Origin of the sequence: Kocuria sp. CPCC 204721 (assembly GCF_040980945.1) — a bacterium.
Lineage (GTDB): Bacteria > Actinomycetota > Actinomycetes > Actinomycetales > Micrococcaceae > Kocuria > Kocuria marina.
This window is the reverse complement of sequence record NZ_JAVKPO010000005.1, coordinates 198,264-217,317: the sequence shown is the minus strand read 5'-3', so window position 1 is coordinate 217,317 and position 19,054 is coordinate 198,264. Positions and strand designations below refer to the sequence as shown.

The following is a 19,054-nucleotide window of genomic DNA, read 5'->3' as shown; positions in this document are numbered from 1 at the left end:
CCGTACACCAGGTTGTACGGGGCGTTGCCGACCGGGTCGAACGCCTCCGGGTCGCCGAAGATCCGCGGGTCGCGGTTGGCGGCGGTCCAGTTCAGGAGGACCCGGTCGCCGGCGGCCAGTTCTCGACCACCGACTGTGACGGGTTCCGTGGTGATGCGGCGGTTCACCACGAACGGGTCGTCGATCCGCAGGATCTCGTCGAGGATCGCGTCGAACTCCCGGTCGGACACGCCCGAACGCAACCGGTCCTGCAGATCGGGGTGGTCGGCCAGATAGGCGAGCACTACTCCGGTGCACAACGCCATCGAGCCCAAGTCACCGCCGGTCCAGTTGCGCAGGATCGAGACGATCTCCTCATCGGTGAGTTCCCGCCCGTCGACCCGGGCATGCACGAGCTCGGTGGTCACGTCATCGGGCGCGTCGTCGCCGGCCTCACGGCGGACGTCGATCAGGGACCGGATGATGGCGTCGAAGCGCTGGGCGACCTCCGCGGTGCGAGAAGCGTCCCGGGAGCGGGTGGCGGCATGGTTGTCCTGCATCCACTGCAGCAGATCCTCCTCCAGGCCTGCAGGCCACCCCAGCCAGGCCGTCTGGGCCCGCACCGCGAAGCGGGAGCCGACCTCCACGGCATCGATCGAGCCGGGGACCTCGAGCTGGCCCACCAGGTCGGTGGCGACCCGCTGCACCACCGGCTCCAGGGCGCTTATCCGCTCAGGGGTGAAATACCGCTCCACGAGGGCACGGAACACCGTGTGGGTAGGACCGTCAAGACCGTTGGGCACCTGGAGGTGACGGGAAACCGCGTTGGAGAAGCTCTCGTGGTCCAGCGCGGCGGCGGTGACGTCAGCGTGGGTGAACAGCGTCCAAGCACCACTGGTGTCGCGGGCCACGGGACAGCGTGAGCGCAACTCGTCATAGGCGGCCACGGGGTTGCGACGGACCTGCGGGCCCCGCGGGTTCCAATCGGACCGGACGGGATCCGTGGCAGACTCCGGCGCCACCACGGGACCAGTGACCGGGTCCGTGTCAGGGATGATCTCGTCGCTCGGCATGTGCTCCGTCATGTATCCATCCTGTCGTGGGCCATCTGGATCAGGAACTCCCTCCCAACACATGTGGGGTGATTCACTGTTGCGCGACTTTCTTCAGGTAGCGCGCCAGTTCCCGCGGTGCCGACTTGGGGGCGGAGGCCTCGACGGCGGCGTTGTAGTTGGTGTTCGTGTTCACGTCATAGGTCAGCAGCCGCCCGTCGATGGATTCGATGAACTCGATGCCACACACCTCCAGACCCACCCGACGGGTGAACTCCAGGTACTTGTCAATGATCGGGTCCTGGAAGTCCTCCCGCAGGCTGAAAAGTTGCTGACCTGGCTCGGGGGCCAGGGTGGCCCCGGGCGGGGCAATGGCCTTGCCGGTCACCGGGTCGATCTCGCAGGCATCGGCGGGGCAGAGTTGGAAGCCGCCGCGGGCGGTGTCGGCGGTGATCGCGTAGACGAACTCACCGCCGATGATTTCCACCCGGGTGATTTGCGGTTCGGCGGCCTGCACATACTCCTGGATCAAGGTGATGCCATCTTGGGGTTCTTCGAAGTCGGTCGAGTTCACGTACTCGGCTAGCTCGTCGTGGGATTCGAACTTTCGCACACCCAGACCTTTGCCGCCCTGGTTGTGCTTGGTGATGAACGGGGTCGGAAATCCTTGGGCGGCTTCCAGGATCCGGTGGCGGCCGATGGCGGCGACGGTGCGCGGGGTTTCGATCCCGGCCGCCCGCAGGGCGCTGAGCTGGTCCACCTTGCTCATCTCGAGTTCGAGGACTCGCCGGCCGTTGACGGTACGGCGTCCGTGGGATTCCAGCCAGGAGAGCACCGCCCGGGTGTAGTCCTTGGACAGGCCGTGGTCGCGGGTGTGGGAGGAGGCGCTGATCCGGGACCAGAAGATGCCTTCCGGTGGGGCGGAATCCAGATCGAGGACCCCGTCGGTCAGGATCCATTCTTCGACGTCCAGGCCTTCGAGTTCGAAGGCCCGGGCGAAGGGTGGGAACCATTCAGGGTTCTCATGAAGTGCGTAGATCTTGGGCAGATGGGTACTCAATCTGCGGCCTCCTTTACTCATTGATGAAAATGTCATTGCCCGGGCCCATGGGCAGGTCAAAGCCGTAGAAGACGGCCAGCACTCCTACCCACAGGACCCAGAAAACCAGGGTGAACGGCAGCATTCGGGCGATCACGGTGCCGAGTCCGGCCTCCGGCTCGTAGCGGCGCAGCATGGTCAGCAGCACGATCATGTACGGGTTCATCGGCGTGAGGATCTGGGTGGCCGAATCCCCCACCCGGAAGGCACCCTGCACGAAGGCCGGTTCGTAGCCCAGTAGCGCGAACATCGGCACGAACACCGCCCCCATCAGGGTCCACATGGACGATCCGGAGATGATGAAGAGATTCAGGACCGAGGCCAGCAGGATGAATCCGAGGATCGCCGGGAACCCCGTCAACCCGATCGCCTCCAATCCGTTGGCCCCGCTCACGGCGATCCAGCTGCCGATCCCGGACCAGTTGAACAGGGCGATGAACTGGCCGAGGATAAACGCCAGCACCACGAAACTGAGCATGTCCCGGAGCGCCTCGCCCATGATGTTCGGAACGTCCTGCCAAGTCCTGATCGTCCCGACCACCCGTCCGTAGACGATGCCGATCACGCTGAACAAGGCAAAGACGATGAAGACGATGGAGTCCAGTAGCGGGGATCTCGGTAGGAAGCTACCGGTCTCATTGCGCCAGGGCGAGGCGGGAACCAGGGCGGCCGCCATGAACAGCACCGCCACGGCCAGGCCGGCCACCAGCGCCCAGCGCACTCCCCGCTTCTCCTGCGGCTCCAGCACGGCACTCATCGCAGAGCTCTGCGCATGCTCGTCCTCCTCTTCGACGACCTGGTCCCGTGAGATCCCCGCCCGATCGATGCGCGGTTCCAGGACCTTGTCGATCAGGAACCCGGCGGCGACGGTGAGCACCACCGAGGAGGCGACGTTGAAGAAGTAGTTGGAAATCGGGGTCACCGGGGTACCGGGATCGGGCAGCGTGGCGGCCACCGCCGTCGTGATTCCGGCGAACAGGGCGTCGAGGCTGGTGACGAGCATCGTCGTCGAGTAACCGGCCCCGGCGGCGGCGAATCCGCCCAGCAGACCCGCGACCGGGTGGCGGCCGGCAGCCTTGAACACCAGTGCCGCCAGTGGGGGGATCACCACGAAAGCCGCGTCGGACATGATGGATCCGAGCACGCCCACCAGCGCCACCGCGTAGGGCAGCGCCCAGCGCGGGGCGGAGCCGAAAGCCCACCGGATCATGGCCGCCAGCAGACCGGTCTTCTCCGCTAGACCCACCCCGAAGATGATCGGCAGCACCACCGCCAGTGGGGGAAACCCGATGAAATTGGCGCCGAGGTTCGCGGTGAACCAGGTCAGTCCCTCCCCGGTGAAGAACCCCCGGATCTGGGTGACCTCGTCACTGCCGGGCACCTGCACGCTGACGCCCAACCATGCCATGACCGTGGTGGCAATGGCGGTGACGACCAACAGCAGCACGAAGAGGGTGAAGGGCTCCGGGATTTTGTTGCCGATGCGCTCGATTCCACCGAGAACGCGGTCAATCACTGACCGCTCCACGGTGTCCACTGGTGCAGATGACATGGCCTCCGCCTTCCCTCAGTCGAAAAAGCCCGGCACGTCGATGGCGCCGCCTTGGTCGTCGAACTCCTCGTGCACCGCTTTTCGCAGCCCAGCGTCGCACAGGTAGTCCAGCGCGGTCAGCCCCAGTCCGTAGGCAGCGTCCAAGGCGCCGCGTTCGGCGGCCGGGGACCCCGAGGCGACCGCGAACTCACGGGTGTGCAGAGCCACATCGGAATCGGCGATCTTCAGCAACGGATGGATGCCCGGGATGCGATAACTGACGTTGCCGAAGTCGGTGGAAGCTGCGATCGTCTCGGGCACGACACCAGCCGGCAAGGGATCACGGCCGCGTCGCCGCTGGGCGGTGATCCACCGATCCGTCAAGGCCGTGTTGGTGCGCACCGGCAACGAGGCAGGGTGCTCGTCCCAGATGATCTCGACACTCGTGCCGGTCATCATCGCCGCACCCCGGGCAATGTCCTCAAGCCGACGGCTGAGATCCTTCAGCGTCTCGGGATACTTGGACCGGGCATAGAGCTTGAGCCCGGCACGTTCGGGGATAATGCTGGGCCGCTGTCCGCCCTCGGTCATGATGGCGTGGACCCGGTCCCCCGGCGGCAGCTGTTGCCGGAACAAGCCGATGCCCTGATAGGCCAGGGCGGCCGCGTCCAGGGCGTTGCGGCCCATGAAAGGCTGAGCCGAGGCATGGGCCGGGACACCGGTAAACGTCAGGGCAAGCAGTCGCCGACCCAGCCATACCTGATCAGCCAGATCGTAACCGTAGGGGTGGACCATGATGGCGGCATCGATGTCGTCGAAGACACCGTGGCGGGCCATCACCTCCTTGCCGGTATGCCCCTCTTCGGCCGGGGTGCCCAGCAGCACCACGGACCCGGCGACAGCATCAGGGTGCTGGCGCCACAACCGCACCAGCCCGAGAAAAGCCCCGAGGCCAGCCGCGGCGATGACATTATGGCCACAGGCATGCCCGACTTCCGGCAGCGCGTCGTACTCGGCCAGGACGCCGATGGTCGGGCCCGACCCTGCACCCGCTCCCGGCCATGGCGCCCGGAAAGCGGTGTCCACCCCATACACTCCTGTCTGGGCATCGACGCCGTGACGGGACAATGCCTCAACCAGCAGCCGGGCGCTGTTGTGCTCCGCGAAAGCGGTCTCAGGATGGGCATGCAGCGTCGCGACGATAGCGTTTAGCTCCGGAGCCAACGCATCGATCTGCTCCTCCAAAGCAGCACGCAAATACTCCGGAGTCCCCGAAGACAACCGCCCCATATCGGCCCCGGCCATCAACGGCGCAGCTCGCATCCGCTCACGAGTCTCGGTCTCGAGGCGGTTCAGATAGGAACGACTGGGCGTCTCATTCACCACTTCAGGCTATGGGAGGCACCCTCGGCCACCAATCACCTGCGTCACATTCGAATAACCTGCTTTCTGTCGACGCCGGACGAATACTGAGCAGATGCGACGGTCGAAAAGTGAGCACTCGACGATTGGAGTGTGATCACTGTGGAAGATTGGGCGTTGATCCGTCGGCTGCATGCCGAGGGGGTGCCGAAGTCCCAGATCGCCTCGCGGCTGGGGATCTTGCGGAACACGGTCGCCAAGGCCGTGGCCGCCTCCCGACCACCGCGCTACGAGAGGTCCGCCGGGCCCAACGCGTTTAGCGATGTCGAGCCGGCCGTGCGGGCGCTGCTGGCCGAGCATCCGTCCATGCCGGCCACGGTGCTGGCCGAGCGGGTGGGGTGGTCGGGGTCCATCACCTGGTTCCGGGACAACCTTCGAGCCATCCGCCGCGAGTACGCCCCGCCCGATCCGGCTGACCGGTTGTCCTACCGGCCCGGGGACCAGGTCCAGTGCGATCTGTGGTTCCCGCCGGCACGGATCCCGCTGGATGATGCTCAGCAGGGATCACCGCCGGTGCTGGTGATGGTCTGTTCCTCCTCGCGGTTCGTCACCGCGGTGATGATTCCCTCCCGCACCACCGGTGATCTGCTGGCCGGGATGTGGCACCTGGTGGTCGAGCAGATCCAGGGTGTGCCGCGGCGGTGGGTCTGGGACAACGAGTCCGGCATCGGTCGCGGGGGCCGCCCGGCCGAGGGAGTGGCCGCGTTCATGGGCACGATGGCGGCAACCTTGGTGCAGCTCAAGCCCTACGACCCGGAGTCCAAGGGCATCGTGGAGAGGACCAACGGCTATCTCGAGACCTCGTTCCTGCCCGGACGCAGTTTCGCTTCCCCGGCCGACTTCAACGCCCAACTGCGCCAGTGGCTGGTGGGTGCCAACACCCGGCGGGTGCGGGCCATCGCCGCCCGGCCGGCGGAGCTGATCGCCGCTGATCGGGCCGCGATGCTCCCTGTGCCGCCGGTCGCCCCGGCCGTCGGGCACCGCTCTTGGGTGCGGCTGGGTCGGGACTACTACGTGCGGGTGGCCGGCAACGACTACTCCGTGGACCCGTCCGTGAGCGGAGCCATGGTCGAGGTCACCGCCGACCTGGATCGGGTGCTCGTGCGTCACCAGGGCCGGGTCGTGGCCGAGCACGCGCGCTGCTGGGCGTCAGCGACCACGGTCACCGACCCAGCGCACGTGGCCACCGCCGCGATGCTGCGCCGGGCCTACCAGCAGCGCCCGCACCCGGGCGCCGAGGCGGATCCGCTGGTGCGGGATCTGGCCGACTACGACCGCGCCTTCGGGATCGAGGTCGCCTGATGGCCACCACACCAGCCGAGACGGCCAAGACCCTGGAGTACCTCACCGCCTCGTTGAAGGCGCCGAGGATCCGTGAGGCCGCCGCCCGGATCGCCGACACCGCCCGCACCAATCGCTGGTCCTACGAGGAGTACCTGACCGCCGTCCTCGAGCGCGAGGTCGCCGCCCGCAACGCCTCCGGGGCCCGGCTGCGGATCACCGCCGCAGGCTTCCCCGCGATCAAGACCGCCGAGGACTTCGACTTCACGGCCCAGACGGCGATCACCCACACCGACTACGCCGCGATGGCCTCGGGCCGATACCTGGCCGAGGCCGGCAACATCGTGCTCCTCGGGCCCCCAGGCACCGGCAAGACCCACCTGGCCACGGCCCTGGGCATCACCGCCTGCCAGCAGGGCCACCGGGTGCTCTACGCCACCGCCGTGGACTGGATCCACCGGCTCAAGGGCGCCCACGACACCGGGCGCCTGGACGCAGAGCTGCGCAAGCTGGGCCGGTACCGGCTGATCATCATCGACGAGGTCGGCTACCTGCCCTTCGAGCAAGAGGCCGCGAACCTGTTCTTCCAGCTCGTCTCGACCCGCTACGAGAAGGCCTCGCTGATCCTCACCAGCAACTTGCCCTTCGCCCGCTGGGGCGAGGTCTTCGGCGACGTCACCATCGCCGCGGCCATGATCGATCGCATCGTCCACCACGCCGAGGTCCACACCCTCAAAGGCGCCAGCTACCGCCTCAAGACCTTGGGCACCGACTCCCTGCCCAGCACCACCCACCAGACCAACTAGCGACATCCACTGCTCACTTTTCGACCGTCGCTACTGCTCACTTCTCGACCGTCGTTGACACTTTCGCTCTCTCGGACACCGATTGCGAGACTATGACGACCGCGCGTGTTGGAATCGGGTATGGGATGCCAGCATCAGAGCCACCTTTAGTTCTGCCAAAAACTGTAGAACTTACTCGACTGCCGGAGTTACCGATCGCCCAGATCGCCAAAACCGAGGATCAACGAGTCCCACCTGGCTCGCCCGGGGCCACCGCCAGCCCTCACCCGGGCAGCCGCCGCTGGCGCAGGTGCTGGCCCGGTCCAGCTTCCTGCTCGACAGGGTGGCCAGCCCAGACGCCGAGATTCCGGCCGGGGCCGTGCCCGACGTCCTGCTCTCCTTTCGGGAAGCTGAGTTGAGTCCCTGATAGTGGTGTAATACCGGTCGCCGCGCCCCCGGCCCCTTGGACATGGGCGCGGCCACCGCGTGATCCTTCGAGTCAACCTCCTACAGAATCCTCGAACGGAGTCATCACGATGACCGCACCTCACATTGTCGGCCCTGCCAGCGTGTTGGGCGAAGCCTTGTCCGAAGCAAGCCCGGACATGATGCGCCAGTTGCTGCAAACCATGCTCAACGCTTTGCTGTCCGCCGACGCGGACGCCGTGATCGGCGCCGAGTGGGGCCAGCCCAGCCCGACACGCACGACCCACCGCAATGGCTACCGCCACCGCGACCTCGACACCCGTGTCGGAACCCTCGACATCGCTGTGCCGAAGCTGCGCTCAGGCACCTACTTCCCCGACTGGCTCATGGAACGACGCAAACGAGCCGCGTCCGCACTCATCACCGTCGTCGCTGACTGCTACCTCGCCGGCGTGTCCACGCGCCGCATGGACAAGCTGGTGAAAACCCTCGGCATCAACGCGCTGTCGAAGTCCCAGGTCAGCCGCATGGCCTCCGACCTCGACCAGCTCGTCGACGACTTCCGCCACCGCCCCCTCGACGATGCAGGCCCGTTCACGTTCGTCACCGCCGACGCCCTCACGATGAAAGTGCGTGAAGGAGGCCGCGTGATCAACACCGTCGTCTTGCTCGCCACCGGCGTCAACAATGACGGCCACCGTGAAGTGCTCGGCCTGCGCGTGGCCACGAGCGAAACCGGGTCAGCGTGGAACGAGTTCTTCGCCGACCTCGTCGCCCGCGACCTGAGCGGCGTCTTGCTCGTCACCAGCGACGCTCACACCGGTCTGCGCGAAGCGATCAGCGCGAACCTGCCCGGCGCGAGCTGGCAACGATGCCGCACCCATCACGCCGCGAATCTGATGGACGTCACGCCCAAGAGCGTGTGGCTAGCGGTGAAAGCGATGCTGCACAGTGTCTACGACCAACTCGACGCCGATGCGGTCAACGCTCAATACGATCGCCTCCTGGACTACGTCGACGACAAGTGGCCTGCCGTGCACGAACGCCTCGACACAGCCCGCACGGATGTGCTCGCGTTCACGAGCTTCCCGAAAGAGATCTGGACCCAGATCTGGTCGAACAACCCGACCGAGCGCCTCAACCGCGAAATCCGTCGGCGCACCGACTCCGTCGGAATCTTCCCCAACCGTGACGCGATCGTGCGCCTCGTCGGCGCCGTCCTGGCCGAGCAAACCGATGAATGGGCCGAAGGACGCCGCTACCTCGGGCTCGACGTCCTCGCCCGCTCACGTGCCGCTATCCTCACCGACCCGCCCACCGAGCCAGGACACGAACCCATGCCCGCACTCACCGCCTGAACCCACCCGCGAAGGATCACCCTGTTACACCACTGCCCGGGACTTGACCGAATCTGGACACCCCCGGCAGACGTCACCATCGGATGTCAGTGTGGGGTTTGCCGGCAAGGGCGAAGTCGGCGGGTAGTTCCGGTTGTCCGGTTGGAAGGTTGGACAAACAGAACTACCCACTCATGCAGGTTCTACCGAGAGGTTAGATTGCGGCGACAGCCGAACGAACAGCCTCGGCCATGGACGTGGCCGGGCGTCCGATAAGCCTGCTCAGGTCTCCAGAGTTCACCAGGAGGTCTCCGCGGGCTATTCCCAGATCAGAATCTGCGAGGATTTCCGCGCCCCCCTCGGGCACTCCGACCCTGACGAGCATTGCGGCGTATTCGCGCGGCGGCAGGTCCTGGTAGGAGATGTGCTTGCCGGCCGCGGCGCTGATCTCTGCCGCAAGCTCGGCCATGGTGAACGGCTTGTCACCGCCGAGCTCATAGATCCTGCCGGCCTGGTCGTCGGCCAGCAGCACCGCGGCGGCCGCCTGGGCATAGTCTGCGCGGGAGGCGGCGCTCACCCGACCATTGCCGGCACTGCCGACGAGGGCACCCTGAGCGAGCACGCCCGGCAATTGGTCGGTGTAGTTCTCCAGATACCAGCTGTTGCGCAACAGGACGAAAGGAACGCCGGACTGCTCCAGGAGGGTCTCGGTGGCTTGGTGCTCGACGGCCAGCTTCATCCCACTGCCGTCTGCGTTGGCGATGCTCGTGTAGGCGATCAGCTGGATACCCTCGCGCTGAGCGGCCTCGATCACGGTACGGTGCTGCTCCACCCGCTGGCCCACGTCGGAACCTGAGATCAGGAGGACTTTGCTGGCCCCCTTCAAGGCCTTTCCTACGGAGGCCGCGTCGGTGTAGTCCAGCTTCCTCACGTGGACACCGCGCTGTGCCAGATCCGCGATCTTGTCAACTGCACGCCCTGCGGCCACAATCTCCTGCGGCGGAACGTTGCGCTCCAGCAGTGTCTCCACGACCTGGCGGCCAAGCTGGCCGGTAGCTCCGGTGATAACGAGGCTCATGATGTCCTTCCATGGGGTCCTTGACGGAAGGTATAACCACCCCACCTTTCGATTACTTCCGAAAAGAGGGTACGCACTTCTCAGTAAGGTACTGATATGAAAGTTAGTGATTCTGCATCCGGGGGTGCGTGAGGCGGGGGGCTGGTTGGCGCGGGCGGTGTACCCGCCACGCTGCTTGTGGGCGCGTTCGGAAGCCAGGGCTTGGCGGGAGCCTCGCCCGTGGGCCCACCAACCACCACCGTCGGGGATTCTCCCGAGCTTCTTCACATCCAGGTGGATCATGTGCCCGGCCCATCCGGCCCGGATACGTTGGGGTGGGCGTGGCAGGTTCTCCCCGGACGGGGTGAGATCACGCAGTCCTGCTTCGCCCTCAGCACGGTAACGGGCCACCCAGGTGGCCACAGTGGGCCGGGAAACCCGGAACTTTGCAGCCACGTGAGCCTGGGGCACACCATCGTAAAGATGACGGTGCACCATCCGCAGAAGGCCGGTCGGGGTCAGGGGTGCATTAGCGTGGGTCATGAACGGGCTCTCTCGTACGGGTGGGTGGTGTAGGAACTTCCATCCCGCGACGAGCAGCCCGCTCCTCATCTCACCACCACACCCGTGCCAACAACCCCATCCCCCACAACAGCTAGGAAGCACCCTCATCGGGCCCGCGTCACTCGTGAACGGCGGCGCTCCGCGCCTCGGATCCCAGGTGCGGACCCGCCGTTCGCGCGCGGTCGTCCCATCGGCGGAGGGCGGCGCGCCGGATGAGCCACCGGCTCACGAGCTGCAGGAGCAGCCCCGCGGCGAACGTCACGGCCATGAACGGGCGGTCGATGTCGAGCGGTAGGACCACGGCCGCCATGCACACCGCACCGAGCACGATGAACGCGGCACGAGCGATGCAGCGGCACTCGGTGCGCCAATAACCACGGGGCAGCCGCACGGCCCGTCGGCATGTGGCGAGCACCGCGAGCCACCCCGTTCCCAGTGGAACGGACAGTTGCGGGTACGTGAGTCCGGCGTCGCCCGGCAGGGCGATCACCGCGCCTCGAGCCACCACCTGGTTGGCAAGGATCAGGGCCAGGGTCACGGCCAGGGCGTCCAGCAGTATCGACGTCAGGGGGCGGGACAGCCATCGCGAAGGCCGCGCCGGTGGTGTCCCGGTGGCGTTCGTAAGGCCGATGCCGTCCGAGAGCCACGGCCCGTGCGGGAGCCCGGCTCCTATGGACGGCCCGTTCGCCAGCCCGGTCCCGAGGGACAGCGCGGGCCCGTTCGAGGCGTGGGATGCTGTCGCTGGTCGGGACCCGGTGACGCCGGAGAGGTCCCGTGGGATGCGCGCACCACGGCGCACGATCTCGACCATCCGGGCCACCTCCCTCTCCACGCGCGCGGCCGACGTAACAGGGTACATCCAGATGCTTGAGGTTGCCCCTATTTGTATGATCGCGGCCCTCCCGCGAGCACACCCCTCCTCACCGGACCGACGTCCCCTCACCCGATCCGCCGTAGAGTGAGGGGCGTGCACCCCGCTCTCGTCCTGGCCTCGCAATCACCGGCGCGCGCATCCCTGTTGGAGCGCGCGCACATCCCGTACCGCGCCGTCGTCTCCCACGTGGACGAGGACGCCCTCGTGGCCGCGGAAGCCCCCGAGACCCCCGCAGAGACCGCCTTGCTACTGGCACGGGCCAAGGCGGAGGCCGTCTCAGCGCTTCCGGAAGCGGAGGGGCGGCTCGTGCTGGGTTGCGATTCCGTGTTCGAGCTCGACGGCGTCCCCTACGGCAAGCCGTACGAGCCGGACGTCGCGATCGAGCGCATCAGCGCCATGAGCGGGCGCACGGGCACGCTGCACACGGGCCACTGGCTCGTGGATGCGCGCACGGGCGAGGCTTCCGGCAACGGTCTGGTCTGTTCCGCGGACGTGCACTTCGCCACCATGACACGCGCGGAGATCGAGGACTACGTGGCCACGGGTGAGCCCCTCCAGGTCGCAGGCTCCTTCACCCTGGACGGGCGGGGATCCCAGTTCATCGAACGGGTGGACGGAGATCCGAACGCCGTGATCGGGCTGAGCCTGTCCACCCTGCGCACCCTGCTCGCCGGGGTAGGGATCCGGGCGTCCTCGTGGTGGGGTGCCGCAGCACAGGGTGGGGCGCAATGATTTGTAGATCTTCCACAGTTACCGCACCGCGGTGCCCCCGCGCTTAGGCGTTCCCCGGCGCGGGGCACTAACCTTTCGGCAGAGAGTCGACAAGGAGCTATCACGTGACAACCACCTCGCGGCAGCAAGAGGCCGCCACCGCAACCCGCCCCGTCACCAAGGTCCTCGTGGCCAACCGAGGGGAGATCGCGGTGCGCGTGATCCGCGCCGCGCGCGACGAGGGCATCGCCTCCGTGGCCGTCTACGCGGACCCGGACCGGGATGCGCTGCACGTGCGCATGGCGGACGAGGCGTACTCACTGGGCGGCACGACCGCCGCGGACTCCTACCTGCGGATCGACAAGATCCTCGACGCCGCTCGACGCGCCGGTGCCGACTCCGTCCACCCCGGTTACGGGTTCCTGTCCGAGAACGCGGAATTCGCCTCCGCGGTGATCGCGGCGGGACTCACATGGATCGGCCCTCCCCCGGCGGCGATAGCCCAGCTCGGTGACAAGGTCGCGGCCCGCCACATCGCGGAGAAGGTCGAGGCGCCGCAGGTCCCCGGCACCGCCGACCCGGTGTCCTCGGCCCAGGAGGTCCTGGACTTCGCGGACGAACACGGCCTGCCGATCGCGATCAAGGCCGCCTTCGGTGGTGGCGGCCGTGGCATCAAGGTGGTGCGTGAGCGCGCCGCGATCCCCGAGCTCTACGAATCGGCCGTGCGCGAGGCCACCGCCGCGTTCGGCCGCGGTGAGTGCTTCGTGGAACGGTTCCTGGACGCACCCCGCCACGTGGAGACCCAGTGCCTCGCGGACCAGTTCGGCAGCGTCGTCGTGGTGTCCACGCGCGACTGCTCGCTGCAGCGGCGCAATCAGAAGCTCGTGGAGGAGGCACCCGCGCCGTTCCTGTCGGACGAGCAGATCGAACGGCTCTACGAGTCCTCCAAGGCCATCCTCAAGGAAGCCCAGTACCAGGGCGCGGGGACGTGCGAGTTCCTCGTGGGCCAGGACGGGACGATCTCCTTCCTGGAGGTCAATACACGCCTACAAGTGGAGCACCCCGTCTCGGAGGAGGTCTCGGGACTGGACCTGGTGCGGGAGCAGTTCCGCATCGCCCGCGGTGAGGCTCTCGGCTACGACGACCCCGAGATCCGCGGACACAGCTTCGAGTTCCGGATCAACGGCGAGGACGCCGGCCGCAACTTCATGCCCTCCCCCGGCACGCTCACCACGTTCACCGTGCCCTCTGGGCCGGGCGTGCGCGTGGACTCCGGCGTGGAGGCCGGCGAGACCGTGGGCGGGAACTTCGACTCGATGCTCGCCAAGCTCGTGGTGACCGGTGCGACCCGCACGCAGGCCCTCGAACGGTCCCGCCGGGCCCTGCAGGAACTGACGATCGAGGGCATGCCCACTGTCGTCCCGTTTCACCGGGCCGTGGTGAGCGATCCCGCGTTCGCAACCCCGGACGACACCCCCTTCACCGTGCACACCCGGTGGATCGAGACGGAGTTCGACAACCGGATCGAGCCCTTCACCGTGGCACCCGAACCCTCGGCGGACGAACCCGAACGGCAGAGCGTCGTTGTGGAGGTGGGCGGTAAGCGCCTCGAGGTGACCATGCCGCAGCTGGGAGGTGCGGCCCGCCCGGACGCGGCCCAGCCCAAGGCACGCAAGCAGCGCAGCGGACGCGGCACGGCGGCCCGCGGAGCCTCGGGGGATTCCCTCTCCTCACCCATGCAGGGCACGATCGTGAAGATCGCCGTGGCCAACGGGGACGAGGTCTCCGAGGGGGACCTGATCGTGGTGCTCGAAGCCATGAAGATGGAGCAGCCGCTCACCGCCCACAAGTCCGGTGTGATCAAGGACCTGGACGTGTCCGAGGGGGACACCGTCTCCGCCGGCACCGTGCTGGCCTCCATCACGGGCTGACGCCCCGGCGCATCGCCTTACGGGGCCGGGGCATCGCCCCGGAGCTCCCACCAATCCGTCGTAGCGGCCCCGGTTCGGAACAGGACCGGGGCCGCTACGCACCCGCTCGACGACGAGACCGGCCCAGCACGCGAACTGAGCGACGTTGAGGTTCCATCTCAGAATGTGGACGCCAGAATTCACCATGCGGTATGGCCGGTCTTATCTTGAAGGCATTTCGCCCCTGAGTCCCTGTGAGGTTCTTCATGTCTTCCACCGTGTCCACCGTGGATCCGGGATCCCCCGCGGAGCAATCACGTGTGCCCCGCAGCCGCGTGATCCTGGCGTCCCTCGCGGGAACCACGATCGAGTTCTACGACTTCTACGTGTACGCGACCGCTGCGGTGGCCGTGTTCCCCGCCCTGTTCTTCACGGGCGAGAACGACACCGCCAAGCTGCTGGCCTCCATGGCCACGTTCGCCGCCGCGTTCTTCGGCCGGCCCATCGGCTCCGTGATCTTCGGTCATTACGGGGACCGGATCGGGCGTAAGGCCACCCTGATCGGCGCACTGCTGACCATGGGTATCGCCACGTTCCTGATCGGCCTGCTGCCCACGTTCTACCAGATCGGCATCTGGGCTCCCCTGATCCTCACGATCCTGCGCTTCTGTCAGGGCCTGGGACTGGGCGGCGAATGGTCCGGTGCCTCCCTGCTCGCGACCGAGTACGCGGAGGAGGGCAAACGGGCCCGCGCCGCGATGTGGCCGCAACTCGGCGCGCCGTTCGGGTTCATCCTGGCCAACGGCTTCTTCCTGCTGCTGACGGTGGTCATGCAGTTCGGCACCGCGGGTCACCACCTGGGCACGGGCCACCCGTTCCTGGTGTGGGGCTGGCGGATCCCGTTCCTCGCGTCCGTGGTCATGGTCCTGCTGGGCCTGTGGGTGCGGATCAAGCTCGAGGAGACCCCGGTGTTCCAGCGCGCGGAACAGCAGGGTGAGAAGGTCAAGGCCCCCGTGGCCGAGGTCTTCAAGACGTCGTGGGTGCAGATCATCCAGGGCACGTTCATCATGCTCGCCACGTACGTTCTGTTCTACCTGATGACCGCATGGGTGCTGTCCTACGGAATCGGCAAGCCGGAGACCGGTGGCTTGGGCATCGAGTACCGCACGTTCCTGATCCTGCAGTTGCTCGCCGTGCTGCTGTTCGCCGCCATGGTCCCCGTCTCGGGCTGGCTCGCGGACCGCTACGGCCGCCGCTCCTCGCAGCTCGTGATCACGAGCCTCATCCTGCTGTTCGGCCTGAGCTTCGCCCTGATCATGAACCCCGACCTCGTGGGCACGGGCGCGGATGCGTCCCTGCTGCGCGTGCTGGTCTTCCTCACGATCGGCATGACCCTCATGGGCCTGACGTTCGGTTCCATGTCCGCGATCCTGCCCGAACTGTTCCCCACGAACGTGCGCTACACCGGTTCGGGCATCGCGTACAACGTCGCGTCCATCCTGGGTGCGGCGATCACCCCCTACATCGCGGTCCTGCTCAACGCGCGCTTCGGCGTGGGCGCGGTGGGCCTGTACCTGTCTTTCGCCGCCGTCATCACGCTCATCGCGCTGTGGTTCTCCCCCGAGACCCGGCACGTGAACATGTACACCGTGGGCACCAAGGCCGCCACGTAGGCCTTCCGCTTCCACGGACGACGACGCCGCGGTGACCTTCCGTAGGAAGGTCACCGCGGCGTCTTCGTACCCGGGGTGCGAACCGTGCCCGGCCGGAACGAGCGGTGCTCGTCCAAGCGGGGCAGTCAGCGGTGGACATGCAAGCGGCGCGCGGCCTCCGCGATCGTGCCGGACAGGGACGGGTAGACCGCGAACGTGTCGGAGAGGTCGTCCACGCCCAGGCGGTGGGTCACCGCGAGCGCGATCGGGAAGATCAGCTCGGAGGCGCGCGGTCCCACGACCACGCCGCCCATGACCGTCCCGCTGCCGCGGCGGGCGAAGATCTTCACGAAACCGTCGTCCACGGCCATCATCTTGGCGCGCGGGTTGGTGGACAGCTTCATGGTCATGCCGGTGAACATCGTGGGATCCGCCTCGACGTCCGACTGGGAAATGCCCACGGAAGCGATCTCCGGGGACGTGAAGATGTTGGACGCGACCTCGCCAGTGTGCAGAGGGTGCACGGTGTCACCCAGGATGTGGGCCACGGCGATCCGGCCCTGCATGGCGGCCACGGAGGCCAGGGGCAGCACGCCCGTGCAGTCACCGGCGGCGTAGATCCCGGGGACGGACGTGCGGGAGACCGAGTCCACCTTGATGTGACCGCGCTCGTCCATGGCGACCCCGGCCTCCTCGAGACCCATGTCCGCGGTGTTCGGGATTGAGCCCACGGCCAGCAGGCAGTGCGATCCGCGCACCTTGCGCCCGTCAGAGAGCGTCACGCGCACGCCGTCCCCGGTGTTCTCCACGGAGTCGGCGCGGGAGCGGGACAGCACGCGCAGACCGCGGCGCTCGAAGACGTTCTCGAGCACCTGGGCGGCATCGGTGTCGGAACCGGGCAGCACCTGGTCGCGGGACGAGATCAGGGTGACCTCCGAGCCCAGGCCGTTGTACGCGGAGGCGAACTCGGCGCCGGTGACACCCGAACCCACCACGATCAGCTTCTCGGGGATCTCGGTGAGCTGGTAGATCTGCTTCCAGTTGAAGATCCGCTCGCCGTCAGGCTTGGCGGTGTCCATCTCCCGGGGGTGCGAGCCCACGGCGAGCAGGACGACGTTCGCGTGGAGTTCGTACTCGGCGTCGTCGTCGGAGGGGCTGACCACCACGGTGTGCTGATCGGCCAGGCGGCCGCGGCCCTGCACCACGCGCACGCCCACGCGCTCCAGGCCGCGCTTGATGTCACGGGACTGCGTGGCGGCGAGGCGCAGCAGGCGCACGTTGACGGTGTCCAGGTCCACGCGGAGGTTGTTCAACTCCTCGCTCGCGTCCTGACCGTCCCCCACGTGCACGCCCAGGTCCTTAGCGTCCGCGAACCGGTTCATGGTGTCCGCGGACGCGATCAGGGTCTTGGAAGGGACCACGTCCGTGAGCACGGCGGAACCGCCCATGCCCTGCTCCTCGATCACGGTGACCTCCGCACCGAGGGACGCGGCGACCAGTGCGGCCTCGTAACCACCGGGGCCGCCGCCGATGATCACGAGCTTCGGATTCGCAAATTCAGTCTGCACACTCACGGTCCCCATTGTTGCAGCATTTACCCCGGGTGCTACCGCCCATGATGGTGGTCCGGGTCTTCCGCGGGCCGGTTACGAGTGGCCGAGTCAGCGAACACACGTCGTAGGAGGAGACATGTCCACCGTCGCTCTCGTTGTCGTCCTGGGCTTCGTCCTTTTCGTCGTCCCCGTCGTCGTCCTGGTCGTCGGGGTGGTTCTCACGGCCTCACTCCGCCGGCAGCGCCCGCCCGCGTCCGATCCGGCTCCTCCGCTCAATGGCCACGTGATGCGGGGTGCACCTCCCGCCGATCGTTGAGGACGACCCCTTGCCGGCAGGACCCTTGCCCGGGCCTTTCACGTCCGAGCGGTGGATCGCGGCTTAGAGTGGTGCCCGTGACTGAGAACGCAACGGCTTGCACGGATCCCTTCGACCTTGCCCGCCGCGCCGCGGACGTCCTGCGTGAGCGCACCGGCGTGCAGAGGCACCGGATCGCCCTGACCCTGGGCTCCGGGTGGGGCGGTGCCGCGGACCTCATCGGTGAGACCGAACACGAGATCCCCGCGACCGAGATCCCCGGCTTCTCCGCCCCCGCCCTGCAGGGCCACGGCGGCACCCTGCGTTCCATCCGGCTCACGAACGGGGATCCCGCCCTGGTGATCGGGGCGCGCACCCACTTCTACGAGGGCAAGGGTGTGCGGGCCGTGGCCCACGGCGTGCGCACGGCCGCCGCGGCCGGAGCCGAGACCATGATCCTGACGAACGGATGCGGCGGACTGAACCCCGCATGGGCGCCCGGGACCCCCGTGTTGATCCGCGATCACATCAACCTCACCGCACACTCCCCGCTCGAAGGCGCCACCTTCGTGGACCTCACCGACCTTTATTCTCGGCGGATGCGGGACATCGCCCACCAGGTGGACCCCGGACTCGACGAGGGCGTTTACGCCCAGTTCACCGGACCGCACTACGAGACGCCGGCGGAGGTTCGGATGGCCAAGGTGCTCGGGGCGGACCTCGTGGGCATGTCCACGGCGCTCGAGGCGATTGCCGCGCGCCACGCCGGCCTCGAGGTGCTGGGGATGTCTCTCGTGACCAATCTCGCGGCGGGGATCAGCGACGAGCCACTGTCCCACGAGGAAGTGCTCGAGGCCGGCCAGGCCGCCGGTCCCCGGATCTCCCGGCTGCTCGCGGACGTCGTCGCAAAGTTGTGAGAACGCGCGCCGGTTCGGGTGCTCGATATCGACGGAATGTCGGCAAGTTCCGGTCCCAGGCACTAGACTGGACGCAGGAACGTAATGGGCCCGCCGCGGCGGTCTGAAAGGGTGAACTCATGGTCAGAAGAGCCGAAACACACACGAGCGATCAGTACTCCGCTGGGCGCACGGTGGAGGATGGCAGCCACGCGGTGACCGAGGACCACCGGGCCGCCCGCTCCGACCACGATTCCGCGTCCCGCCGCAAGCCGCAATACTCTGGCCAGGACGACGTCGTGAAGAACGCCATCCTCTTCGGCGGCGGTTTCATCACCATCCTGGTGAGCCTTTACCTCTTCGCGTCCTACCCGGACAGCTGGTTGTTGTTCCTGCTCGGGATCCTGGCCTACGGTCTGGCCCTCATGGTCCCCACCACGATCCTCAACGGCAGCACCGCCAAGCACTCCACGGGTGGCAAGGAAGTCACCCTGGACCTCCCGCGCGACGCCTCCGAGATGGTCCGCCAGCCCATCGGAGCGGGTCAGCTCCAGGACAACGTGAGCCACTGACGCACCACATCCACGACAGCCCCGCTCGTCCACCCGGATGGGCGGGGCTGTTTCCGTG

At 67.3% G+C, this 19,054-nt stretch carries 16 protein-coding genes and 1 pseudogene; 9 read left to right on the top strand and 8 right to left on the bottom strand.

What is annotated here, in order from left to right; genetic code table 11:
* The 4 genes from RF637_RS07350 to RF637_RS07335 form a co-directional block, all read right to left on the bottom strand.
* A partial coding sequence (locus RF637_RS07350) for a cytochrome P450 (RefSeq protein WP_368844496.1) occupies positions 1-1,064 on the bottom strand: 1,064 nt, incomplete at its 3' end.
* A gap of 61 nt (positions 1,065-1,125) precedes the next feature.
* Complete coding sequence (locus RF637_RS07345) at positions 1,126-2,091, bottom strand: RimK family alpha-L-glutamate ligase (RefSeq protein WP_240505670.1); 966 nt, start codon at positions 2,089-2,091, stop codon at positions 1,126-1,128.
* A gap of 13 nt (positions 2,092-2,104) precedes the next feature.
* The gene (locus tag RF637_RS07340) at positions 2,105-3,682 is read right to left on the bottom strand and encodes an AbgT family transporter (RefSeq protein WP_368844495.1); all 1,578 of its coding nucleotides are present in this window, start codon (positions 3,680-3,682) and stop codon (positions 2,105-2,107) included.
* A gap of 15 nt (positions 3,683-3,697) precedes the next feature.
* Positions 3,698-4,966: a M20 family metallopeptidase gene (locus RF637_RS07335; RefSeq protein ID WP_368844500.1), complete on the bottom strand. Its 1,269-nt coding sequence runs from the start codon at positions 4,964-4,966 to the stop codon at positions 3,698-3,700.
* A gap of 210 nt (positions 4,967-5,176) precedes the next feature.
* Between RF637_RS07335 and istA the strand changes: the two genes are divergently transcribed.
* The 3 genes from istA (at position 5,177) to RF637_RS07320 (ending at position 8,933) form a co-directional block, all read left to right on the top strand.
* Positions 5,177-6,385, top strand: a complete 1,209-nt coding sequence (istA, locus tag RF637_RS07330) for an IS21 family transposase (protein ID WP_368844494.1) — start codon at positions 5,177-5,179, stop codon at positions 6,383-6,385.
* Positions 6,385-7,170: an IS21-like element helper ATPase IstB gene (gene istB, locus RF637_RS07325; RefSeq protein WP_368844493.1), complete on the top strand. Its 786-nt coding sequence runs from the start codon at positions 6,385-6,387 to the stop codon at positions 7,168-7,170. The genes istA and istB overlap by 1 nt, the downstream gene beginning before the upstream one ends.
* A 515-nt stretch (positions 7,171-7,685) precedes the next feature.
* A complete protein-coding gene (locus tag RF637_RS07320; protein ID WP_368844492.1) occupies positions 7,686-8,933 on the top strand; it encodes an IS256 family transposase in 1,248 nt (415 codons plus the stop codon).
* Between the two features lie 193 nt (positions 8,934-9,126).
* On the opposite strand, the gene RF637_RS07315 is transcribed toward RF637_RS07320, so the two are convergent.
* The 3 genes and pseudogenes from RF637_RS07315 to RF637_RS07305 all read right to left on the bottom strand — a co-directional run bounded on the left by RF637_RS07315 (position 9,127) and on the right by RF637_RS07305 (position 11,344).
* Positions 9,127-9,990, bottom strand: coding sequence for an SDR family oxidoreductase (locus RF637_RS07315; RefSeq protein WP_368844499.1), 864 nt, complete (start codon positions 9,988-9,990; stop codon positions 9,127-9,129).
* Positions 9,991-10,173: 183 nt separating this feature from the next.
* Positions 10,174-10,512, bottom strand: a pseudogene (locus RF637_RS07310) (helix-turn-helix domain-containing protein); the annotation flags it as partial.
* A 139-nt stretch (positions 10,513-10,651) separates the two neighbouring features.
* On the bottom strand, positions 10,652-11,344 hold the full coding sequence (locus tag RF637_RS07305) for a hypothetical protein (RefSeq protein WP_368844491.1): 693 nt from the start codon (positions 11,342-11,344) through the stop codon (positions 10,652-10,654).
* A gap of 156 nt (positions 11,345-11,500) precedes the next feature.
* Between RF637_RS07305 and RF637_RS07300 the strand changes: the two genes are divergently transcribed.
* From RF637_RS07300 to RF637_RS07290, 3 genes are all read left to right on the top strand, one after another.
* The gene (locus RF637_RS07300) at positions 11,501-12,139 is read left to right on the top strand and encodes a nucleoside triphosphate pyrophosphatase (protein ID WP_085106939.1); all 639 of its coding nucleotides are present in this window, start codon (positions 11,501-11,503) and stop codon (positions 12,137-12,139) included.
* A 104-nt stretch (positions 12,140-12,243) separates the two neighbouring features.
* The gene (locus RF637_RS07295; protein WP_167318712.1) at positions 12,244-14,049 is read left to right on the top strand and encodes a biotin carboxylase N-terminal domain-containing protein; all 1,806 of its coding nucleotides are present in this window, start codon (positions 12,244-12,246) and stop codon (positions 14,047-14,049) included.
* Between the two features lie 245 nt (positions 14,050-14,294).
* Entirely contained in the window at positions 14,295-15,701 is a 1,407-nt protein-coding gene (locus tag RF637_RS07290) for an MFS transporter (RefSeq protein WP_368836124.1), read from the top strand.
* A gap of 125 nt (positions 15,702-15,826) precedes the next feature.
* Here RF637_RS07290 and RF637_RS07285 read toward each other — a convergent pair whose 3' ends face one another.
* Positions 15,827-17,263, bottom strand: a complete 1,437-nt coding sequence (locus RF637_RS07285) for an NAD(P)H-quinone dehydrogenase (RefSeq protein WP_085106941.1) — start codon at positions 17,261-17,263, stop codon at positions 15,827-15,829.
* Positions 17,264-17,369: 106 nt separating this feature from the next.
* On the opposite strand from RF637_RS07285, the gene RF637_RS07280 reads away from it, so the two are divergent.
* From RF637_RS07280 to RF637_RS07270, 3 genes are all read left to right on the top strand, one after another.
* Positions 17,370-17,549 carry a hypothetical protein gene (locus RF637_RS07280; protein ID WP_368844490.1) on the top strand — a complete coding sequence of 60 codons (180 nt, stop codon included), beginning with the start codon at positions 17,370-17,372 and terminating at the stop codon, positions 17,547-17,549.
* Between the two features lie 77 nt (positions 17,550-17,626).
* A complete protein-coding gene (locus RF637_RS07275; RefSeq protein WP_368844489.1) occupies positions 17,627-18,445 on the top strand; it encodes a purine-nucleoside phosphorylase in 819 nt (272 codons plus the stop codon).
* A 119-nt stretch (positions 18,446-18,564) separates the two neighbouring features.
* Entirely contained in the window at positions 18,565-18,996 is a 432-nt protein-coding gene (locus tag RF637_RS07270; RefSeq protein ID WP_368844488.1) for a hypothetical protein, read from the top strand.
* Positions 18,997-19,054 lie beyond the last annotated feature (58 nt).

Bases quoted from the DNA above. Each gene is read 5' to 3' on its own strand.
- RF637_RS07340 (WP_368844495.1), bottom strand. From the start codon at position 3,682: ATGTCATCTGCACCAGTGGACACCGTGGAGCGGTCAGTGATTGACCGC.
- RF637_RS07335 (WP_368844500.1), bottom strand. From the start codon at position 4,966: ATGGCCGGGGCCGATATGGGGCGGTTGTCTTCGGGGACTCCGGAGTAT.
- istB (WP_368844493.1), top strand. From the start codon at position 6,385: ATGGCCACCACACCAGCCGAGACGGCCAAGACCCTGGAGTACCTCACC.
- RF637_RS07320 (WP_368844492.1), top strand. From the start codon at position 7,686: ATGACCGCACCTCACATTGTCGGCCCTGCCAGCGTGTTGGGCGAAGCC.
- RF637_RS07315 (WP_368844499.1), bottom strand. From the start codon at position 9,990: ATGAGCCTCGTTATCACCGGAGCTACCGGCCAGCTTGGCCGCCAGGTC.
- RF637_RS07305 (WP_368844491.1), bottom strand. From the start codon at position 11,344: ATGGTCGAGATCGTGCGCCGTGGTGCGCGCATCCCACGGGACCTCTCC.
- RF637_RS07290 (WP_368836124.1), top strand. From the start codon at position 14,295: ATGTCTTCCACCGTGTCCACCGTGGATCCGGGATCCCCCGCGGAGCAA.
- RF637_RS07285 (WP_085106941.1), bottom strand. From the start codon at position 17,263: ATGGGGACCGTGAGTGTGCAGACTGAATTTGCGAATCCGAAGCTCGTG.
- RF637_RS07280 (WP_368844490.1), top strand. From the start codon at position 17,370: ATGTCCACCGTCGCTCTCGTTGTCGTCCTGGGCTTCGTCCTTTTCGTC.
- RF637_RS07270 (WP_368844488.1), top strand. From the start codon at position 18,565: ATGGTCAGAAGAGCCGAAACACACACGAGCGATCAGTACTCCGCTGGG.